Annotated in this window: 16 protein-coding genes; 6 read left to right on the top strand and 10 right to left on the bottom strand. The window is 55.1% G+C overall.

Annotation, left to right across the window (positions count from 1 at the left end):
• The 4 genes from R6U41_RS12540 to sat form a co-directional block, all read left to right on the top strand.
• A partial coding sequence (locus R6U41_RS12540; protein WP_410270178.1) for a hypothetical protein occupies positions 1 to 207 on the top strand: 207 nt, incomplete at its 5' end.
• Positions 208 to 609: 402 nt separating this feature from the next.
• Complete coding sequence (cobT, locus tag R6U41_RS12535; protein ID WP_410270177.1) at positions 610 to 1,671, top strand: nicotinate-nucleotide--dimethylbenzimidazole phosphoribosyltransferase; 1,062 nt, start codon at positions 610 to 612, stop codon at positions 1,669 to 1,671.
• Between the two features lie 442 nt (positions 1,672 to 2,113).
• A complete protein-coding gene (locus R6U41_RS12530) occupies positions 2,114 to 2,935 on the top strand; it encodes a sugar phosphate isomerase/epimerase family protein (RefSeq protein ID WP_410270176.1) in 822 nt (273 codons plus the stop codon).
• Between the two features lie 172 nt (positions 2,936 to 3,107).
• Positions 3,108 to 4,388: a sulfate adenylyltransferase gene (sat, locus tag R6U41_RS12525; protein WP_410270175.1), complete on the top strand. Its 1,281-nt coding sequence runs from the start codon at positions 3,108 to 3,110 to the stop codon at positions 4,386 to 4,388.
• Between the two features lie 120 nt (positions 4,389 to 4,508).
• On the opposite strand, the gene R6U41_RS12520 is transcribed toward sat, so the two are convergent.
• The 10 genes from R6U41_RS12520 to R6U41_RS12475 all read right to left on the bottom strand — a co-directional run bounded on the left by R6U41_RS12520 (position 4,509) and on the right by R6U41_RS12475 (position 19,614).
• Complete coding sequence (locus R6U41_RS12520) at positions 4,509 to 6,026, bottom strand: sigma-54 interaction domain-containing protein (RefSeq protein ID WP_410270174.1); 1,518 nt, start codon at positions 6,024 to 6,026, stop codon at positions 4,509 to 4,511.
• 15 nt (positions 6,027 to 6,041) lie between these two features.
• Positions 6,042 to 7,574, bottom strand: a complete 1,533-nt coding sequence (locus tag R6U41_RS12515) for a PAS domain S-box protein (protein WP_410270173.1) — start codon at positions 7,572 to 7,574, stop codon at positions 6,042 to 6,044.
• On the bottom strand, positions 7,558 to 8,436 hold the full coding sequence (locus R6U41_RS12510; RefSeq protein WP_410270172.1) for a ribonuclease H-like domain-containing protein: 879 nt from the start codon (positions 8,434 to 8,436) through the stop codon (positions 7,558 to 7,560). Before R6U41_RS12510 ends, R6U41_RS12515 begins: the two co-directional genes overlap by 17 nt.
• 444 nt (positions 8,437 to 8,880) lie before the next feature.
• On the bottom strand, positions 8,881 to 10,035 hold the full coding sequence (gene qmoC / locus R6U41_RS12505; protein ID WP_410270171.1) for a quinone-interacting membrane-bound oxidoreductase complex subunit QmoC: 1,155 nt from the start codon (positions 10,033 to 10,035) through the stop codon (positions 8,881 to 8,883).
• Positions 10,036 to 10,076: 41 nt separating this feature from the next.
• Positions 10,077 to 12,413, bottom strand: a complete 2,337-nt coding sequence (locus R6U41_RS12500; RefSeq protein WP_410270170.1) for an FAD-dependent oxidoreductase — start codon at positions 12,411 to 12,413, stop codon at positions 10,077 to 10,079.
• 11 nt (positions 12,414 to 12,424) lie between these two features.
• Positions 12,425 to 13,702, bottom strand: coding sequence for an FAD-dependent oxidoreductase (locus tag R6U41_RS12495; RefSeq protein ID WP_410270169.1), 1,278 nt, complete (start codon positions 13,700 to 13,702; stop codon positions 12,425 to 12,427).
• A 330-nt stretch (positions 13,703 to 14,032) separates the two neighbouring features.
• Positions 14,033 to 16,009, bottom strand: coding sequence for an adenylyl-sulfate reductase subunit alpha (gene aprA / locus R6U41_RS12490; protein ID WP_410270168.1), 1,977 nt, complete (start codon positions 16,007 to 16,009; stop codon positions 14,033 to 14,035).
• A gap of 61 nt (positions 16,010 to 16,070) precedes the next feature.
• Entirely contained in the window at positions 16,071 to 16,508 is a 438-nt protein-coding gene (aprB, locus tag R6U41_RS12485) for an adenylyl-sulfate reductase subunit beta (protein ID WP_410270167.1), read from the bottom strand.
• Between the two features lie 373 nt (positions 16,509 to 16,881).
• Positions 16,882 to 18,054, bottom strand: a complete 1,173-nt coding sequence (gene alr / locus R6U41_RS12480; RefSeq protein ID WP_410270166.1) for an alanine racemase — start codon at positions 18,052 to 18,054, stop codon at positions 16,882 to 16,884.
• 36 nt (positions 18,055 to 18,090) lie between these two features.
• Positions 18,091 to 19,614, bottom strand: a complete 1,524-nt coding sequence (locus tag R6U41_RS12475; RefSeq protein ID WP_410270165.1) for a YifB family Mg chelatase-like AAA ATPase — start codon at positions 19,612 to 19,614, stop codon at positions 18,091 to 18,093.
• 333 nt (positions 19,615 to 19,947) lie between these two features.
• On the opposite strand from R6U41_RS12475, the gene lpxC reads away from it, so the two are divergent.
• Together lpxC and R6U41_RS12465 are read left to right on the top strand one after the other, a co-directional pair.
• Positions 19,948 to 20,835, top strand: coding sequence for a UDP-3-O-acyl-N-acetylglucosamine deacetylase (lpxC, locus tag R6U41_RS12470; protein WP_410270164.1), 888 nt, complete (start codon positions 19,948 to 19,950; stop codon positions 20,833 to 20,835).
• A gap of 57 nt (positions 20,836 to 20,892) precedes the next feature.
• Positions 20,893 to 21,468, top strand: coding sequence for a DUF4390 domain-containing protein (locus R6U41_RS12465; RefSeq protein WP_410270163.1), 576 nt, complete (start codon positions 20,893 to 20,895; stop codon positions 21,466 to 21,468).
• Position 21,469 lies beyond the last annotated feature (1 nt).

The following is a 21,469-nucleotide window of genomic DNA, read 5'->3' as shown; positions in this document are numbered from 1 at the left end:
CAATCTCCGCAATGGGGGCCCCTGACGGCTTTTGCCCTGATTGTTTTTGTGATGTTTTACTCGCCCTGCTTTGTGGCCGTGGTCTGCATTGCCCGGGAAGCGGGGTCATGGAAATGGGCGGTGTTTTCAATGGCGTTTAACACGGTGCTGGCCTTTGTGCTGGCTGTATCGGTCTATCAGGCCGGAAGCCTGCTGGGACTGGCATAGGATATCGTAAAAAGCTTTTTATGCCCCCTGGCATTTTTACAGGAAGAAAGCCCTGCGGCCGGGGTCGGTTTTTTCGCTCCTGAGCGTTTACGGAGGTCTCCGTAAACGCTCAATGTCGCTTCAAAAACCGACCCCGCCCTTGGACTTGGAAGTGTTCCCCCCGGGCCGCAGCCCGGGATCGAGCTATATTGGTGTGAAACTTTGCACATAGTCGGCCATGATGCCGGCCCGGGGGTGGTTTGCGAGTCGCATTGAGCGCGCAAGCGGTCAGCAGGGAGCAAACCGCCACCGGGTCGGCATCATGCGAAAATTATAGAACCAGGCACAAACAGCACCTTTTTTTCAATGTTGCCTGGCTGCGGTATTTTAACCCAACAGATACAGATAGTAAGGAGAGACATAATGAACCTTAATGAAGCCATTGAAAAAATCCGCCCTCCGGATGAGCAATTTGAACAAAAGGCCGCGGCCCGGCTGTCTGATCAGGCCCGGCCCGGCGGCAGCCTGGGAATGCTGGAAGACGCGGCCCGGCGCCTGGCGGGCATGGCCCGAAGCCTGGATGTGCACTTGAAACGCAAGGTCATCGTTACCTGCGCGGGTGATCACGGCGTGGTGGAGGAAGGTGTGAGCCTTTTTCCCCAGGAAGTCACGGCCCAAATGGTTTACAACTTTGTGGACGGCGGGGCCTCAATCAACGTGCTGGCCCGGCACGCCGGCGCGGAAGTCCGGGCCGCGGACCTGGGCGTAAACCATGATTTTGAAAAAGATCTGCCGATTTTTCACGAAAAAATTCGAAAAGGAACTGACAATCTCAGGCGCAAACCCGCCATGAGCCGCCAGGAAGCTGTTTTGTCCATTGAAGCCGGCATCCGCATCGCCGAACAGATCCACGCTGCACAACCGGTGGACATGCTGGGCACCGGAGATATGGGCATCGGCAACACCACCCCCTCTTCTGCGGTGATTGCCGCTTTCTCCGGCATTGATCCAAAAAAACTCGTGGGCCGGGGCACCGGCATTGATGATGCCGCCCTGGCAGACAAAATCGAAGTGATCCGCGGTGCCCTGGACCTGCATGCCCCGGACCCGAAAGATCCCGTTGACGTGCTGGCCAAAGTGGGCGGGTTTGAAATCGGCGGCCTGGCCGGCCTGGTCATCGGCGGGGCCGCCCTGGGATTTCCCGTGGTGTGCGACGGCCTGATTGCCACGGCCGGAGCCCTGATTGCATGCGAACTGGCCCCGGGAGCCAAAAAATGGCTGTTTACAAGCCACCGCTCCGTGGAAATCGGCCACCAGTTCATGATCGACCGGCTGGGCATGGAGCCGCTTCTGGATCTCGGACTCCGGCTCGGGGAAGGCACAGGTGCGGCCCTGGCCATGGAACTTCTGGATGCCGCCACCCGGGTGCTGTCGGAAATCCGCACATTTGAGGAAGTCAGCATCAGAAACGCCCAGAAACAGTAACTTTGATCAATACGATCATTTGCAGGGCAATAACGGGCAAGCCGATATTTTTCAAGGCCCGAAAAAAAATTGTCAGAATTTTCGCATGTGGCGGGGTCGGGGTGGGTTTGTCTATCTGCGGATCGCTTTCGGCGATCGGCCCGTGGCCCTGGCTGGAATTTCAAAAACTCGGACGCAGGCGCCCTCAGACAGTTTGAAATTCCGGACGCCAGGCCCACGGGCCGATCTTTAGCCGAAACCGCTCAAATGCAGCCAAACAAACCCACCCCGACCCCGCCACATGGACAGCGTACCGGGAATTTGGCTGCTATTGTTAGCCGTACGTGAAATTCTGAGAAATTGCGCGTAACGCAGATATTGGACTTTTTACGGCGCCATCCTTTATGGTATATGATATGTTTCAAATCGGTGAACAACTGACCCGGCAGACAAGGAAAATTTTATGGCAGAAATGTTTGATTCCGCAAAAACCCGCATCCTTGAAAAGGTCCAGGTCAACATTCCGTTTACCTGGCTCATGGACCCGCAGCAAAACTGGCTGGAAATTTTCACGGAAAACCGGATCCAGCCGGAAATCGGTTTGGATGCCGAATCCCTGGACCGGTTTGCGGCTGATGATTTTTCCCGGGCCGGCCGCTGGTTTGCCGATGCCGGATGCCGCATTACCGTGCACGGGCCGTTTCTGGATCTGTCACCAGGCTCGCCGGATCCCGAAATCCGGTCCGTGACCCACAAACGGCTGACAAAGGCCCGGGCAGTAGCAGAGGCGCTCTGCCCGAAAACCATGGTCTGCCATGCCGGCTATGACCCGGCCCGCTACAGCTTTATCCGGCAGGAATGGTACAAACGGGCGGCTGACACATGGAACCGCCATGGCCGCGGCCTTTGGGAAAAGGGCATCCGCCTGGTACTGGAGAATGTCTACGAGCCGGACCCCGGAGACCTGGCGGATATGTTTGAAAAAACCGATCCAGAGACAACCGGTTTCTGTCTGGACGTGGGGCACCTGAACGTATTTAGCTCGTTTTCCCTCTCAGAGTGGCTCAAAAGACTTGGTCCCCGTATCCGCCAGCTCCACCTGCACGACAATTGCGGAAAAACCGATGACCACCTGGGAATGGGCCAAGGCATCATTGATTTCACGCCTTTGCATGAGTGGCTGAAAACCGCCGGCCCCGGGCCTGTGATCACCCTGGAACCCCACCGCCGGGAAGACCTGTTGCACAGCCTTTTATTTCTGGAAAATCACAAATGGTTCCAATAAGTTCTTTATTGCTGACCGCACCCGGCAAATGCCTTGATTTGCCTTGACAAATCCGGCTGTTCTTATTAGATAAAATCCTTTACATCAGGAGGTGTATTGAAGGAGACATGCCCGTTAGCAATTGTTTCGGGTTTTGTGAAATGACCAACATCATTTGAAAGGAGAGGTTGACATGTCGAATCTAATTCCCCCGCATGGCGGCAAGGGCCTGACCATCTGCCTGCTGGAAGGCGCGGAACTGGAAGCGGAAAAGAAAAAGGCCGAAGGACTGAAAAAAGTTTCGCTTTCTCCCCGGGAACGCGGTGACCTGATCATGATCGGCACCGGCGGTTTCTCACCCCTGGACGGCTTTATGACCAAAGCGGACTGGAAGAGTGTCTGCGACGGCTATCAGCTGTCAGACGGCACCTTCTGGCCTGTTCCCGTGACCCTGTCAGCAAGCCAGGAAGAGGCTGACGCCATCAGTGAAGGCGAAGAAATCACCCTTTATGATCCGGAAACCAACGAAGCCATGGCCACCATGAAGGTCACGGAAAAATTTGAGATGACCGAGGAAAACAAGCGCTATGAATGCGAAAAGGTTTTCATGGGCGAAGGCACCCCCACTCCGGAAGAATTCTGGAAGATTGCAGAAGATGAACACCCGGGCGTGCAGATGGTCATGAACCAGAAACCCTTTAACCTGGCCGGCCCGGTCAAGGTTCTGTCTGAAGCCGAATTTCCCACCAAGTACAAGGGCATCTACATGCGCCCGTCAGAATCCCGCAAAATTTTCGAGGAACGCGGATGGCAGAAGGTTGCCGCCCTGCAGCTGCGCAATCCCATGCACCGCTCCCACGAATACCTGGCCAAGATCGCCATTGAGGTCAGCGACGGCTGCTTTATCCACTCCCTGGTGGGCAACCTCAAGCCCGGCGACATCCCCGCAGAAGTCCGGGTCAAATGCATTGACGTGCTGGTGAACAATTACTTTGTGGCCGACAAGGTTGTGCAGGGCGGCTATCCGCTGGATATGCGCTATGCAGGCCCCAGGGAAGCTTTGCTCCATGCCACGTTCCGTCAGAACTACGGATGCTCCCATATGATCATCGGCCGCGACCATGCCGGCGTGGGCGACTTCTACGGCATGTTTGAAGCCCAGACCATATTCAAATTCGGCAAGATTCCGGCCCCGGCAGAAGAAGGCAAAGCCCTGCTGTGCGAGCCCTTAAACATTGACTGGACCTTCTACTGCCACAAGTGCGACGGCATGGCATCGCTGAAAACCTGCCCGCACACCAAGGAAGACCGCGTGCTTCTCTCCGGCACCATGCTTCGCAAGATGCTGTCCGAAGGGGGCGAGCTGCCGGATCACTTCGGGCGGAAAGAAGTCCTGGATATTCTACGCAATTACTACCAGGGTCTTACCGACAAGGTCGAAGTCAAGCTCCATGGCGCAGCCACCGGAGAATAAAAATCCGGCTGGCCTGTTGTAATTGAAAAAGACCATCGCAAAAAAAAGGACGGGGCATGCCATGCCCCGTCCTTTTTTCATTTTATTCAAAAAGCCCCGGCCAAACCATCCGAACTGTAATCAGCGGTCCTTCCGATCTTTTTTGATGCCATACCGGGAAATCAGCCGGGACAGATAGGTGCGCTGGATCCCCATGCTTTTTGCAGCCCGGGTCTGGTTGCCGCCGGTTTGTTTCAGGTTCATGCGGATAAATTTCTTTTTAAACGCATGCATGGCTTCCTCAAGGGTCATTCCCACGTCGATGTCCTCTGCCGCAGGGCCCCGGGATGCAAACATGGGCAGGTCCTCCGGCTCGATTTTACCGCCCCGGCCCATGACCACGGCCCGCTCCAGGGCATTTTGCAACTCGCGCACATTGCCCGGCCAGTCATAGTCGGTCATCTTTTCAATGGCCGCATCGGATATCTCCAGGGAAAAATATCCTTTTTCCTTCCGGAACCACTCCACAAAATGGGCCGCCAGAAGCGGAATATCGCTTTTGCGCTCCCGCAGGGGCGGCATGTGGAGCTCCACGACATTGAGCCGGTAATACAGATCCTCCCGGAATTTTCCGGATTCCACCTCCTTGGTGATCTGCCGGTTGGTGGCGGCGATCACCCGGATATCCACGGCAATGGGGGTATTGCCGCCCAGCCGGTAGAAAATTCCGTCCTGGAGCACCCGCAAAAGCTTTGCCTGCATGGACGGGCTCATTTCAGCAATCTCGTCGAGAAAGATGGTTCCCTCGTCAGCCAGTTCGAATTTTCCGATCTTGGTCCCCGTGGCCCCGGTAAATGCCCCTTTTTCATGCCCGAACAGCTCAGTTTCGAGCAAAGTTTCGGGCAGGGCGGCGCAATTGAGCGCCACCAGGGGCCGGTCCTTGCGGGGGCTGGCCTGGTGAATCAGGCGGGCCAGCAACTCTTTTCCTGTGCCGCTTTCCCCCAGAACTAGCGTGCTGGCCATGGAATCGGCCACCTGCAGGGCCTCGGAAACCACTTGCCGGATGGCGTCGCTTTTGCCCACGATTTCATGGCTCAGGTGCAGGTCCTGCTTCAGGTCCTGATTTTCCAGTTCCACGAGCTTGAACTTGCGGGCATTTTCAATAGCAATGGCGGCCAGTTCGGCAAACACATTGATTAGCTCCAGATCACTTTCCTGAAATTTTCCGTTTTCACCCTTGTTGATGAATTCCACCACGCCAATGACCCTGCTGCCAACCTTTAAAGGCACGCAGGCAATGGAGCGGGTCTTGAAACCGATTTGGTCGCTTATGTGCCGGTACCAACGCTGGTCCCGACTGACATCAGCGATGAGCAGCGGCTCGCCGGTGCTGGCCACATGCCCGGCAATGCCCTCTCCAAGCCGGATGGAAAACTGCTTGATCTCCTCTTTTTTGGCGCCGGTGGCCACCTGGAAGTTCAGCCGGCCGGTTTTTCTGTCCAGAAATAGAAGTGAACTCGCCCTGGCGCGCATCATCCGGGCTCCTGAATCCAGGATTGTTTCCAGGAGGCGGTCCAGGTCATTGGCCATCCAGATCCCGTTTCCCATGGCCTTATCCCGGCCTTCTTCCCCGGATTTTTTTGATTTTGTGGTATTCATTGGGTCCGGTCTTCCTTATTCCTGTTGATCGGCGCACTGCCAGCCCGCTTTGATCCAGACGCCACGGCCGGGCCGGGACTCCACCCGGAAGGTGCCGCCGCTTAACTCCACCCGCTCCTTCATCCCCAGCAGACCGTAACCGGCGTCAGCCCGGGCCTGCTTTTCTGCTGAAAAACCGATTCCATTGTCTGCCACTGTCAACAGCAGGTATTGGCCGTTTTTGATCAATGAAAGCTGGATGCTGCCGGCATTGCCATGCCTTGCCGCATTGTTCATGGCCTCCTGGACGACCCGGTAAATGACGATTTTCAATGATTCCGAAATGTCATGTTCGTCGATCATGACGATTTTCTCCACCCGGATATTCGGAAACACCGTGTTAAACTGCCGGCAGTACCAGTCAAGTGTGGACAGGAGCCCGAGATCATCGAGCATGGGCGGCCGCAGACCCTTCTGGATCCGCCGGCACTCGGCCAGCAGGTCACCGGCGTTGGCCGCCAGGCCCTCCAGCACAGATGGCGCCACCGCCGTTTTCGAAAACCGGGCCGCTGCCAGGGCATTTTCGATCTGGATCTTGATCCCCGCCAGTCCGGAGCCCAGACTGTCATGAAGTTCCCGGGCAACGTATTTGCGCTCCTTTTCCTGGGCCTCCATTAACTGGGAGGAAAGCAGACGGATTCGGCCCTCGGAGGTTTGCAGGGCGCGCTGGGCGGACTTGAGACCGGAAATGTCTGTGCATACGCCCACAATCATCTGAAGCCCCCCGTTTTCATCACAGACCGGATATCCCCGGTCCCGGACCCAGCAGATGGATCCGTCGGGCCGAAGCACCCGGTACTCCTCATCCCATGTTCCGCCGCTGTAATGTTTGATCCGCTGCCGGACCCGGGGTCGGTCCCGGAAATCAATGCTTTCCACAAACGACATGGGCGATTCATACACACTCTGACAGCTCCGGCCCCACATTTTTTCATATGACGGGCTGACATAAAGGATCCGTTTCAACCCCGGAAGCGCCATCCAGAACACGTCATCAATGGCCTCGGTCATGACCCGGAAGCGTTTTTCCGCCTCCAGGGCGGCCTTTTGGGCAAGTTTACGCCGGGTGACATTGACCAGGGCCAGAATCAGGCCGGTTACCCGGCCGTCTGCCGCCTTTACCGGATTGAGGCTCCAGTCCCAGTAACTCACGCCCCGCTCCGGGTTTTGGCAATATTCAAACGGCTTTTCAAGAGCGTAATAAGACTGTCCGGTGTCCACCACCTTTTGGAAAATCGTCTGGTTTTCTTCGTTTGGATACAGATCAAAATGGTTTCTGCCCTTATAGTAGTCCGGCCATTTGCCGTCGGCTTTTGCATAGGCCTGGTTAACACGGATAAAACAGAAATTTGTATCCATGTGCGCCACCATGAAATGAGTATTGGCAAAAATGGCTTCCAGCAGTCGGCTGGATTCATCGCCTTTCTGACTGTCAGGCCCGAATCCGCGCAAATCCGCACTAGGGCGGCTGACCCGGTGTTCTTTTGTATTTTCAGGTCCCCGGCTCATCAGCTCTCCTCCCGGGATGCGCCCCATAGGCAAGCGATTTTTCCATAATCCTGTGCACAAGCCCTGAATGCGCTGCAAACGGAATTCGGGGCCGCTTCGGCCGGACAAGGGCCATGGTCTGTGCAAAGGGCGTCTGGTTGACCTTGAGATTGTAGGCTGTGTGCATCAGATACTCCAGGTTCACCGCATCTTCGGCATTATAAGCCATAAGGGTTTCAAGCGCAGACAAACTGCCGGTTTTCTCATATTCCCGCCACAACAGCACCGCCAAATATCCGTCGATGCCGTCGAGATCCTTGCGGTCAATGCCCATTTGCTTCTCACATCCCTTGAGCCCGCCCTTAAACCCCAGGCCGGCAAGCAGATGCCGCAGGTCGATATGGGCCTGGGACAGGCGGATCTTGAAAAAGCGTTCGATAAAGGGGATGTCAAAGCTTTTGCCGTTATAGGTCACCAGCAGATCATAATGGGAAATATCACCGGGAAAGTCATGCAGGTTTTGCCCGTTTACATAGCAGCGGATATCGGTGCCGTCATAAAGGGCAATGGTGGTAATCCGGTTGGAATCCCGGCACAGGCCGGTGGTTTCAATATCAAGATAAGCGATTCTGGTGCGGAAAGTCCCGAACAGACGCCACTGCTGATCCGGGGGCAGGCGGCGGTAGAAATAATCAACCCGGCCCTCCTGCAGGGATTTTTCAGAGGCCGCCAGTTCACTTTGGATCCATGCGGCCGCTGACGGCCCAACAGGCAGCTCATGGGCTGCAGACACATCGTCCCAGGCGCAGATACCGGCACACCACAGCCGGGCCTCGGTTTTTTTGCCCACGCCATTAATGTGACAGAATGTATTTTCAATCATTCTGCAAACCCTTGATTCCGGCAGATACTGTTGCAGGTTCAGGACAGCAGCCCTGCCCTGATACCTTTTCTTATAGCATAATAATGCGCATGATAAACAAATTTGCCATCCAAAAGTCCTGACAGCTTTTAAGTAACTTCAAATTTTGCCGCATCTACTGTGTCAGCCGATGTCTCGTATAGCTGACGATCGCTTCACATCGGCTTCCTTGTATCTGCGCCAAACTTGAAAATCGCTCAGGTTCAAAAAAGTTGATGTTCATACTTGGTCCCGGAGTTAGGCTTCCTTACTGACAAACATCGGAAGAGGTAAAAAACCATCTTTTTCTGTTTCCCCGGGCGATAAGGCCGCCTGCTCCGACTGGAAGCCGCACCGCGCAAAAAGAGGGCTTTACGGATAAAGCCCTCTTTTCACAGTCAGTATGAATCAGACAAACAAAAGCTGTCAGACCTTTTTGGCCTCCCTGCCGGAGTATTCGTTATACGCCAGGGCCACGGTGCGGTAGACGAGATGGGCCAGCTTGGAGAAGGGCAGAAACGCGATCAGATGAAATACCAGCATCAGGTGGATGAAATAGATGAGGTAGGTCAAAAAGGCTGCGTCCGCCAGCCGGGTCAGTTCTGCAAGCATGCCGGTCACACCCAGGCCCAGCACCAGCCACAGCAGGTACCAGTCCTTGTAGGTGGAAACCTCGTCGGTTTTGTCCATCCGCTGCTTGATCAGCATGGCCGCACCAATAATGAGTGCAATGCCGCTGACATTGGCCAGGATCTTGACCGGATTGAGCTGGGAATACGGACCGTGAATGCCAAAGACATAAAGGACCACGAAAAAGACCCCGGTTACAATCAGCAGGCCGATAAAGGAAAACAGCACCATCATGTGCGGTGTGCCCCGGTTGTTGTTCTCTCCGCACTCGGAAAACTTGCTGTGCTTGAGAATCGAAGGGATCACCCGCACCAGCGCCGACAAAAACCCCTTGGTGTCAATGGTTTCCTTGTCAGTCTTGCCTTCGGCCAGGGCATTTTTGTGAATGTCGGCAATAAAGCGCTTCAGGCCCATGGCAAACACCGCCACGGCCCAGATGCTCAACGGGATGAAAACCAGATCCACCAGCCAGGTGGAAAAGAACTTGGCATGGGCGATTTCCCCATGCTCGTTTAGCTCCGGGGAAAAATCCAGCAGACCGGTAATCAGGCCCAGCACGATAAAAACAATCGCTGGCAGGGCAATGAGCAGCGGCAGTTTCTTGCGGTCATTGACGGCATTGGCAACGCTTTTGGGTGTTGCATACTCATTGATGGCCATCATGCGCAAAGCGGCCATAACATCGCCCGGCTTGGCCCCGCGGGGGCACAAGGTGGAGCAGTCCCCGCAGTTGTGACACAGCCAGATGTCCGGGTTGCTCAGCAATTTGTCCTTCAATCCCCAGGACGCGGCAATCATTTCCTTTCTGGGAAACGGCTTGCGGTCCGGGGCTATGGGGCAGGCAACAGAGCATGTGGCGCATTGAAAGCACTTTTTCAGCGACTCACCCCCGTTTGCCCGTATCTCATTGATAAAATTAATGTCTGGTTGAACCAGGTATTTATCCGCCATAATCAAACCTCCTCAATTGGGCTGTATTCACATCAATCCTTTTAGAATCCCTTAAATGGGTTCGGCCCCAGCTCTTCGACCTGTTCGACAAATCCATTGATGATTTCCGGAATTCTGTCGTAGTCATCAATGGCCACTTCGTACTGGGCCACGCGCTCTTCTTCCAGGGCGAGACTGGAGAGCGCATCTCCGATTTTCTGCATCCGGATGCTGGCAAGTTCGCTGCCCTTGACAAAATGGCACTGATAATCATCGCCGTGCTTGCATCCAAGCAGAAAAACCCCGTCCATGCCCTGGGAAAGGGCATCCTTTATCCAGATCACGTTGACCGAACCCAGACAGCGTACCGGGATTATCCGAACATCGGCGGAAAAGGACTTTTTGTGCAGGCCCGTGATATCCATGGCTGGATAAGCGTCATTTTCGCAGACCAGGCCCAGAATCCGCAGGGGCGGCTCATCATAATCGTCTTCTGACGGAACCTCAATGGATTTGACCTGTGAGCCGATGCTGTCAACACTGTAGTCAGCAAAGCTGATGATCCGTTCCGGACATGCCCCCATACAGGTTCCACAGCGGCGGCACCGGGTGGGATTGGGTTTGGGGGTTCCCTTTTCATCGTCATCAATGGCGCCAAACGGACATTCATCCGTACACCGCTTGCACTGGGTGCAGCGCTGGAAGAAAAAGTCCGGAAATGACATATCCCCGGTTCTCGGATGGACTGAAATACCCCGGTTGACACACTCCAGGCACTGGATGGCCTTGAGGGCGGCACCGCTGGCATCTTCCATGCTTTCTTCCACCGACAGGGCCCGGCGCACCGCACCGGCCGCATAAATACCGGTTCTCTGGGTCTCATAGGGAAAACAGATAAAATTGGAATCCGCGTACTTGTCAAACAGGTCATTGTCCCGAAAACCCGGGCCCTGGCGGTAGGCCAGGTTCACTGTGGGATCGTCGAATGTCACCGGCAGCATTCCTGTGGCCAGAACCACCAGGTCTGCGTTGACCCCGATGTTTTCCCCCAGGAGGGTGTCTTTTGCCGACACGACCAGCCCGCTGCCGTTTTTCTCAACGGATGTGACCTCGCCCTTGCTCATAAAAATGCCCGAATCCTGCTGGGCGGCCTTGTAAAAATTCTCGTTCAACCCCGAGGTACGCATGTGCTGATAGAAAATATAGGCCTTTGCGTCAGGATAATCCTCACGCACGTACTGGGCCTGCTTTAATGCCACCATGCTGGTGACCACCCCGGTGTAGGGAAAATCTGCATCCTCTCCGTTTCCGGGGCTCTGGACAAACACCACGTTCTTGGCTTCTTTGCCGTCCGACGGCCGGGTGATCTTGCCGGCTGCCGCCATTTCCTCGAACTGATGGTTGGTGACCACGTCCGGGCTTGCGCCCCATCCCAAATGCGGAAATTCATCATCTTTGGGCTGGTAGGGCCGCCATCCGGCCGCCAGGATCACAGCCCCGAACTTTTCGCCATTGGGATCCAGGGTAAGAATATCGCGCCGGCCTTCGTTATATTCCTTGTATTTTTCCAGCAGCGCCTCATGCTCCAGTTCCTTGCCGTTCTCATCCACACGCATTTCCGGAGGCAGAGGGTAGGGCACGTCAAACTCGATCTTTTCCCCGGGATTTTTCAGGGTAACCGTGAAATCTCCGGGCTGTCCGGCAATCCGGGCCACCACAGTGCCGGTTCGGATGTCAATTTTGGGATGATTTTCAACCGCTTTAATCTTATCAGCCACCATGGGGGGAATCAGGTTTTCATAGGGCGGCTGAATCGGCAGCTGCTTTCTCCACTTTTTGGCGTTTCCGCCAAGCTGGTCTTCCTTTTCCACGATGGTGACTTCATATCCCGCATCAGCGGCATCCAGGGCGGCACTCATGCCCGTGATCCCGCCGCCCATGACCATGATTTTGCGGCTCAGGGTTTCGAGCAGGTATGGCTCTGGCAGTTTGACCTTTTCCACCCGGGCCATGCCCATGCGCACGTAATCTTCTGCCATCATCTGCACGCGGTCAAAATTGTTTTCGTCCTGTTTTTCCTCTTCGGTGAGCCGGGGAAACGCATCCCGGGGATGGGACCAGACCACGCCCTCGCGCAGGTTGACCCGCTCGACAATGCAGCCGTCAAATTTAAAGGTATTGTAATTGACCCGGCGGGAGCAGGCGGCAATCACGAGCGTATTGGTGCCCTCTTCTTCAATGTCCTTTTTGATAAAATCCACGCCTTGCTGGCTGCACAGGAAATCATGGGTCTTGCAGGGCAGCGCCTCTTCCTCGACCACGTCGCAGATCGCCTCTATATCCAGGGCATCGCCGATGCCGCATCCTTTGCAAATATAAACGCCGTATTTTTTACTCATGATCTAACCTCCTACCGCTTCATCATGGTTTGAATTGCCTTTAAGGCAATACCGGTCGCATTCTGATTGGACATCATGACATCGGCTGGCCGGTTGGCACACCCGGTGGCAAACATGCCGCCCTTATCCAGGTCATTGATGATGAAGCCGTCTTCCGTGTAGTTCAGATCAGCGGCCGGCAACTTGGCATTGACGGCCGTGGGCTGCATACCAGTGGCCAGAACCGCCATATCCACGGTCTGATGAAGCTTTTCCCCGCTGACCGCATCCTCGGCCACAAGCGTCACCTGTCCGTTGCCGCCGTCCTCCACGGCCGCAACCTTGCCCTTGATGAACACGACGTTTTCATCGGCCTTGACTTTCTCGTAAAACTTTTCATACCGGTAGCCGGGCGCCCGCATGTCAATATAGAAGATATAGACTTTGGCGTCCGGATACTGCTCCCGGATATAAGTGGCGTGCTTCAGTGAAGCCATACAGCAGATATAGGAACAGTACGGCAAATGGTTTTCATCCCTGGAGCCGGCGCACTGAACAAAAGCCACACTTTCCGGTGCCTTGTTGTCCGAAGGCCGCAGGATCTGTCCCTTGGTGGGGCCGTTTGGCGCGGCCAAACGCTCAAGCATCATATTGGTGACGATATTGGGGTACTGACCGAAACCCAGGTTGTCGATTTTGGATGCATCATAGGGTTCCCAGCCGGTTGCCCAGACAATGGCGCCCACATTGAGATCCATGGTTTTGGCCTGCATTTCCAGATCCACCGCATCATAGGGGCAGGCTTCCTTGCACCGCTGCGCATCTTCAGTGCCCATAATCTTGGAAGAAATGACATACCTGTTGGGAAAAGCCATTTCATGGGGAAGAAAAGCACCTTTGGTCTTGTCCATGCCGAAGTTGAATTCATTTGGGATTTCCGTCTGGCAGGCATCGGCGCAGGCGCCGCAGCAGGTGCAATTCTCATTGACGTAGCGGGGATTGAGCTTGATGCTCACATTGTAATTGCCGGGCGAACCATTGACTTGTTCGACCTCGGCCAGGGTAAAAAATTTGATTCTGGGATTGTCCTTGATCCGGCGAAAATTGATTTCCAGGCCGCAGGTGGGGGGGCATAATTTGGGAAAATACTGCTTTAATTGAGCAACCCGTCCGCCCAGATAAGGATTTTTCTCGACAATAAAGACTTCATAGCCCACTTCCGCGGCTTCCAGAGCCGTGGTCAGTCCGCTGATGCCGCCGCCGACCACCATGATGCTTCCGCTAAACGGGGCTCCTTGCGCTTCACTCATGCTATCCCTCCGTGCTTATAGGTTCGATTCGTTTAACCGTCTATATCTGGCCACTTCATTCCATCATGTTCATATCCTTGTATTGGACCGGCTTGCGCGTCCATTTGCGTTCATGTAGATCTGGTGTATTTTCGAAACAGCAGGCTCGATGCCGGATGGTCGCGGGCCCCCAGTGTCCGCACCGATTCTCCGGACTCCAGCCTGCGGTTTCCAAATCGGAAACGAATTCAATGGGTTTGAAATGTCATCCAGGGCTGTGTTTAATAAAAACCTCCAGGTGTCAGATCGACACCTGGAGGTATATGCTGCTAATCGCCGATCATCTCCGGTTTAGTCGGGAATGATCTTGATATAATCCCGCGTGAAAGTGTCCCATTTCTGGGCCTTGGGATCATACTTGGAGTTGGTGAAGCAGAACCAGTTCTCGTCATCCTGGTTCGGGTAGTCCGACTGATAGTAGAAGCCCGGGTACCGGGTTTCCTTACGGAACTGGATGTGGCGCAGATGGGATTCCACCGTCCAGATTCGGTGATAGATTTCCCAGGCGCGCATCAGTTCGTGCAGGTCGCCGGCGGCCAGTTTTTCGCAGTCTTCACGCATGACTTCCAGCATATCCATGACGATCTCAAGGTTTTTGCTGGTGGTTTCATAGAAGGTAGCGGTTCCTGCGCCATATTCATGGGTGGCCTTCATCAGCCGGTACATCATGCCCTCGGGCTTGAGGTAGTTCGGGTTGATGTTTTCAGCCGTGGTGTATTCGAAGTTGTCCAGATAAGTCCGGACCGGCTTGTAGACCATGTCCACGATCTCGTCCTTGCTCAGGGCCAATTCGGGGGTGTGGTCAGCGTGATCCTTGGCGTAACGGACCATCTGCTTGGCGGCCATACGCCCTTCAGCATGGGAGCCGGAGGAGAATTTGTGGCCGGAGCAGCCCACGCCGTCGCCGGAAGTGAACAGACCGTTGACAGTGGTCATGCGGTTGTAGACCTTGCCGTTGTCCGCCTTGATCTTGAAAGCATCCGGAACCCAGTCATAATCCGGGCCGGAGGTCCACAGACCGCAGCAGCCCGAGTGCGAACCCAGCAGGTACGGCTCGGTGGGCATGATCTCGGAGTTTTTCTTTTCCGGTTCGGTGTTGGTGGCGCACCACAGGTTGGCCTGGCCACATGTCATGTCCAGGAAGTCTTCCCAGGCTTCGGACTCAAGATGCTTGAGTTCCTTCTTGTCCAGGGATTTGCCCAGTTCTGCCAGAGCTGTCACGGTGTCCATGATGATCGGACCGCGACCGGCCTTCATCTCAAAAAGCATCAGGTGGTTACGCAGACAGGTCGGGGTGATGGCGGCAGTGCCGTACGGCGCATAGAATTCAAGCTCTTTTTTGGCTGCGTCGCTGGCAACATAAGATTCGCCCAGGCCGTTGAGGGCTTTGGCCTTAAACAGCAGGAACCATGCGCCCACCGGGCCGTAACCGTCTTTGAATCGCGCCGGGGTGAACCGGTTTTCCATCATGGACAGCTCAGCGCCGACCTTCATGCACAGGGTATAGGTGGAACCGGAGTTCCATACCGGGTACCATGCACGGCCCTTGCCTTCGCCCACTGACCGCGGCTGGTAAATATTGACTGCGCCGCCGCAGGCCACCATCATGGTTTTGGCCTTGATGATATAGACTTCGTTTTCACGCACGGAGAAGCCGACCGCGCCGGCGATCTGGTTTTCCTTGTTTTTGTCGAGAAGCAGTTCAACGATGAAAACCCGCTCCAGGATGTTGTCGTCGCCCAGGGCCTTTTTGGCGGCTTCGGCAACGATTCGCTTATAGGATTCGCCGTTGATCATGATCTGCCATTTACCCGTGCGGACAGGCTGTGCGCCGGACTTCAGGGTGCCCTGCTTGAGACCCTTTTTCCCGTCCAGGTTCTTGCCTTCCGGGGATTGCTTCCAGATCGGCAGTCCCCATTCCTCAAACAGGTGAACAGAGTCGTCCACGTGACAGCCCAGGTCAAAGATCAGGTCTTCGCGGACAATGCCCATCAGGTCGTTTCTGACCATGCGGACGTAATCATCCGGGGTGTTATCCCCGAGATAAGTATTGATTGCGGAAAGGCCCTGGGCCACAGCACCGGAGCGCTCCAGCGCGGCCTTGTCCACGAGCAGAACGGATTCGCTGTCAGCCCACTTCTTTGCTTCAAAAGCAGCGCCGCAGGCCGCCATGCCGCCGCCTACAATCAGGACGTCGACTTCTTTCTCCACAACTTTCGGATCTCTCACGGCCTTGAGTTCACCCTTGGGTTTATTCGGTAATGCCATCTTATATCCTCCTTAAAGATCGAATCAGTTTGAATTAATCTCGTCCGTCCGGGCGAATCGGCTATACGGTCGCCTGGGGTTTGGGGACCTGGTAGCCGTCGGCTTCTTCGGTGGACAGCAGGTCGCTTTCGAGATCCTTGCCTTTCAGGTCGTTGTAGGCATTGGCTTCGCCTTCGGGAGTGGTTCGGATGGGGAACTTGAACCGTTTGACCAAGCCGTTTCTGAACTTACAGGTCCACATGATATCTTCGGTTCCCAGCATGGGATAGATGCTGCTTCCCAGAGGAACGAAATCGGCATAGCCTCGAACTTCAATGGCCTGGGTGGGGCAGATTTTTACGCAGGAAAAACATTCCCAACACTGATCGGGCTCCTGGTTATAGGCTTTCATGGTGTTGGGTTCGAGGACCATCAAGTCGTTGGGACAAATGTACTGACATGCTGTCTTGTCCCCGCCCTTGCAGCCGTCGCATTTTTCGGTAATGACGAAACTTGGCATTATCAACCTCCTGATTGTCAATTGTTAGTGAATGTTACCACATTTCCACTAAGTTCATGTAAAAAATCAAACCTTCCGTTGCGAGCCGTGTGCACCTCCTTTCTTATCTCACACGTAAACAAATCATTTCTTACAGATCCGTTCCATCGCATCTTTATCGGGCCCTGATAACCGGATCTCCGGTTGTCTTTTGCCTAACTGCTTAATTTTCAAAGAAAATTAATCCATTCCACACTTACCGTGCCGAAAGTATTTTTTTAGCACCCGCCCCCTGCCTTGTCAAGGAATTTCAGCGCCCAAATTCCGGCGCAAATCCGCTGTGTTAGGTAACCGGAAAACCCTCAACATATAGACTTAACATACCCAGGAAGCACTATATATCGTTTCCCTTTGGCGGCGCAAATTTATAAATCCTGGGGATCCGGGCGGAAATCCGGGATAAAACCTCGTAATGGATGGTGCCCAGCGCTTGTGCCAGATGATCCACGGCAAGCTTTTCACGGGTGTCCCGGCCGAAGATCAGAACGGGTTCACCGCAGGCCGGATCCGGCACAGCGCCGACATCTATCATTGTGTGGTCCATGCATACCCGGCCGATTACCGGTACAGGAAATCCGCGAAGCGACATCTGTCCCCTGGAGGAAAAATGCCGGTCATAACCGTCCGCATACCCGATGGGCACAGTGGCAATAACGGTTTTCTCCCGGGTTTGCTCCGTCCACCCGTAGCTGACCCTGAAACCCGGACCCACGCTCTTTAGATGGACGATTCTGGCGCGCAGGCTCATGGCTGGCTCCAGGTGAATCCAGGATTGTTCCGCGTCCCGGGACGGATAACATCCATATATGCTGATGCCCGGGCGCACCATGTCCAGATGGGTTTCGGGCAGATTGATTGCGGCAGCGCTGTTTGCCGCATGCCGCAATGAAAAAGATATGCCGCGCCGGTCCAGGGCGGACAGGATCTGCAAAAAAGCCTCCAGCTGCAGACGTGCACCGGCGGGATCCGGGCTGTCGGCTGTTGCAAAATGGGTGTAGGCACCCTCGGCAATCAGGCTGGGCAGGCGGCAAATAGCCGCGATTTCCTCGGCCGCATCCCCGGAACCGCCCTGAAAGGAATCCGGCCATCCGGCCACGCCCAAGCGCCCCATTCCCGTATCAATCTTGACATGTACCCGGATGGCCCTGCCCTCTGCCTGCGCCCGCAGGTCGAGATCCCGGGCGTCGGCATAAGCGTATACCGTCTGGATGAGATCAAAGTCCATGAGCTTGCCGGCCATTTCCGGGGGGGTATGGCCGAAAATCAGGATCGGACAGGAAATGCCCGCATACCGAAGCTCCAGAGCTTCGGCCAGGCGGGCGACGGCCAGGCAGTCGGCACCGGCGGCCAGCGCCTGCCCGGCCACGGGCACGGCGCCGTGGCCGTAAGCGTTTGCCTTGACCACGGCCATCAGGCGGGCGTTGTTTGTCAGTCCGGCCCTGAGATTCCGGATATTTTGCGCAATGGCAGCCAGATCGATTTCCGCCCACACATCATAAGGGATCACGGCGTTTTTACCTCGAAATGATTTTCATTAAACCTGCTACACCGGCCGGTCCATGCTCCGGTAGCCTATTGCCTCGAGAATATGCGGAGGCCTGATCCCCTCGGATTGCTCCAGATCGGCAATAGTGCGGGCAATCTTGAGTATCCTATGATAGGCCCGGGCCGAAAGACCAAGGCGGTCTGCCGCGTTTTTGACGATTTGCTGGGATTCGGCGTCGATAACGCAGTGCTGACGGATATGGCGGCTGTTCATGCCGGCGTTGGTACGGATTCGGGTTTTTCGAAACCGCCGGGCCTGAATCTTTCTTGCCGCTACAACCCGCCGGCGGATTTCAGCCGAAGGCTCCCCTGACCCCTGGCCCACAAGATCGCTGTAGACCACCGCCGGCACCTCCACGTGCATATCAATGCGGTCAAGCAGGGGTCCGGACAGCCGATTTCGGTATTTTGCGATCTGCGCTGCAGAACACCGGCATTCGTGGGCCGGGTCCGAATAATAGCCGCAGGGACAAGGATTTAAGGCCGCCACCAGGATAAAGTCCGAAGGATAGGTAAGGGAAGTGGAGGCCCGTGAAATGGTCACTTGCCGGTCTTCCAGCGGCTGGCGCAGCACCTCGAGGACGCTTTTTTTGAATTCCGGCAGTTCATCCAAAAACAGCACTCCGTTATGGGCCAGGCTCACCTCGCCGGGGCGCGGAATTCCGCCGCCGCCGATCAGTCCGGCATCGGAAATGGTGTGATGGGGCGCGCGAAAGGGCCGTTGGGTCACCAGGGCCTGGTCTTTTTTCAGCAGCCCGGCCACACTGAAAATCTTGGTGGTCTCAATGGCCTCGGAAAAATCCATGGGCGGCACGATGCCGGCAAATCTTTTGGCCAGCATGGTTTTGCCCGAACCCGGGGGACCGATCATCATTACATTGTGAGCGCCGGCTGCGGCAATTTCCAGTGCTCTTTTGACATGGGCCTGGCCGGCCACTTCGGAAAAATCGGCCTCAGCAGCCGCCCGGGTGTCGCACTCAGATACGGGCGGCTGATGGGGAGAAATTTCCCGGGTCTGGCGGAGAAAATCAACCACCTCGGCCAAAGACCGGACCGGATAAACATTGATCCCGTCGGCTACGGCGGCTTCCCGGCGGTTGTCGAAAGGAGCCACAAGCCCGCTGTATCCGGCCTCTTTTGCGGCAAGCACCAGGGGCAGGCAACCGTTGACCGGCTTGATGCGCCCGTCCAGAGCCAGTTCACCCACCAGAACACAGGAATCTGCCGCCCCGGCCGGTATCACGCCCGAAGCCTCGAGAATTCCGACTGCGATGGGCAGATCAAACCCCGTGCCCTCCTTCTTTATATGAGCCGGGGCCAGATTCACGGTGATCCGGTCATCGGGAAACACATAGCCGCAATTGACAATAGCGGCCTTGACCCGCTCCCGGCTTTCCCGGACCGCGGCCTCGGGAAGACCCACCGTGGAAAACGCCGGAAGCCCACGGGCAATATCAACCTCCGCCTCCATGATCAGGCCGTTGATTCCCACGACTGCACCGGTAATCACCCTGGATAACACGGATGCCCCCTGAATCCGGGCTGAGCCGGATTTCTCTGCGCATCTTCGGTTTACTCAAACCCCTTCTGTGTGCCGGGGCAAACCATAGCAAAGCCGCAAGGCCCGAACAATTGAAAAATCCGAAAATGCCTGAAAGACTATTTGTTTACCGTACCTTTCGGGAAAACAACAGGGGTTTTTGAAAAAAAACGGCCCGTCTCTGACATGTTGCGGTCCGCATTGCAATTTGATACAAAATCCGTTATAAAAAGATAAAATATTGACGCATGCCGGCTGAAATTGACCCCAAAAAATGCCGTCATGCCAATTGACCAAGCAGGACAACAAACCCTTATGGGACTTTATAAATATCAACGGACCCTGGCTGCACCAGTGTCGTTTACCGGTCAGGGCGTACATTCCGGAAGAACCGTACACCTGAACATTGAGCCGGCGCCGCCAAACTTCGGCATTAAATTCCGGCGCACGGATTTGCCCGCCAGGCCCATAGTGTCCGGTCATTTCAACCGGGTGGTGGATACCAGCCTGGCCACTGTCATCGGGGAAAACGGGTGCATCGTCTCGACCATCGAGCACCTGATGGCCACATTTGCCGGACTTTCCATTGACAACGCCATCGTGGAACTCGATGATTACGAGCTGCCCATCATGGATGGCAGTGCAGCGGTATTTACCCGGGGCATACGGGAAACGGGCATTACGGAACAAGAGGCCCCGCGGTTTTACTTCTGGATCCAAAAACCGATTTTTCTGGAAGACGGAGATAAATCGGTGTGCGTCTATCCCGACCGAAAGCAGAAAATCACCTGCTCCATTGACTTTGACCATCCGGCCATCGGGCAGCAGCGCCTTGAAATCGAATTGGACGAAAAGCGGTTTGAAACCGAAATCGCCGGGGCCAGGACTTTCGGATTCATGCATGAAATGGAGATGCTCAAGTTCTACGGCCTGGCCAGGGGGGGGTCGCTGGACAATGCCGTGGCCATTGATAAAAACGGCGTGGTCAATGAAGACGGCCTGCGCTGGCCCGACGAATTTGTCCGGCACAAGATTCTTGACTGCATCGGCGATTTTTCCCTTCTGGGAATCCCCATTGTCGGCCACATTGTTTTACACAAATCCGGCCACAACTTTAACCACGAATTTTTAAAGACCTTTTTCAGGCATAAGCAATGCTGGAAAACCACGACCCTCGAACAATTCAAAGCAGCTGCCGGGTAAGCGGCAAAGGGCTTTGAAAGGATACAGTTGGATCCCTTGCGTTCCGGAAAGATATTTGTGAAAAAAACACGTTTTTTTTCCCTCATCCTCATGGCTGTTGTCCTGATCCCGGCAATGGTGCCGGCAACGGCCGAGGCCCAAAAGGCCCGGCTGACCGACATGGTGATCAGCAATACCCGGGATGATCTGCTTTTGTTTGTTACAGTTGAAGGCGCTTTTACCGAACAGATGAAACAGGCCGTTCTAAACGGCATTCCCACATCCTTTTCCTTTATTGTCCGCCTGGAGAAGATCAATGCCTTTGTACTGCCCAACACCCTGGTGGCGGAAAAAAAAGCTACCCACACCATCAAATATGAAAGCCTCAAAAAACAGTTTGTGGTCCGCCGTTCCTGGGAGGAGAACCGAACCCTGACCACGGACAGCTTTGAAAAGGCCCGGCAATGGATGTCGGAAATCAAAAGCCTGCGGATCGCCGAAGTTGACAGACTGCAGGAAGGCAAAAAATACCGGCTCCGGGCCAAGGCCAGGCTCGATACCGTGGAACTGCCTTTTTACCTGAATTACATCTTTTTTTTCGTCTCCCTGTGGGATTTTGAAACCAACTGGCACAGCATTGAATTCGGTTATTGAA

The sequence above is a fragment of the Desulfosalsimonas sp. genome (assembly GCF_046483245.1).
In the GTDB taxonomy this organism is placed as follows: domain Bacteria; phylum Desulfobacterota; class Desulfobacteria; order Desulfobacterales; family Desulfosalsimonadaceae; genus Desulfosalsimonas.
The sequence above is the reverse complement of the archived record's forward strand: the minus strand, read 5'-3'. Positions and strand labels throughout refer to the sequence as shown.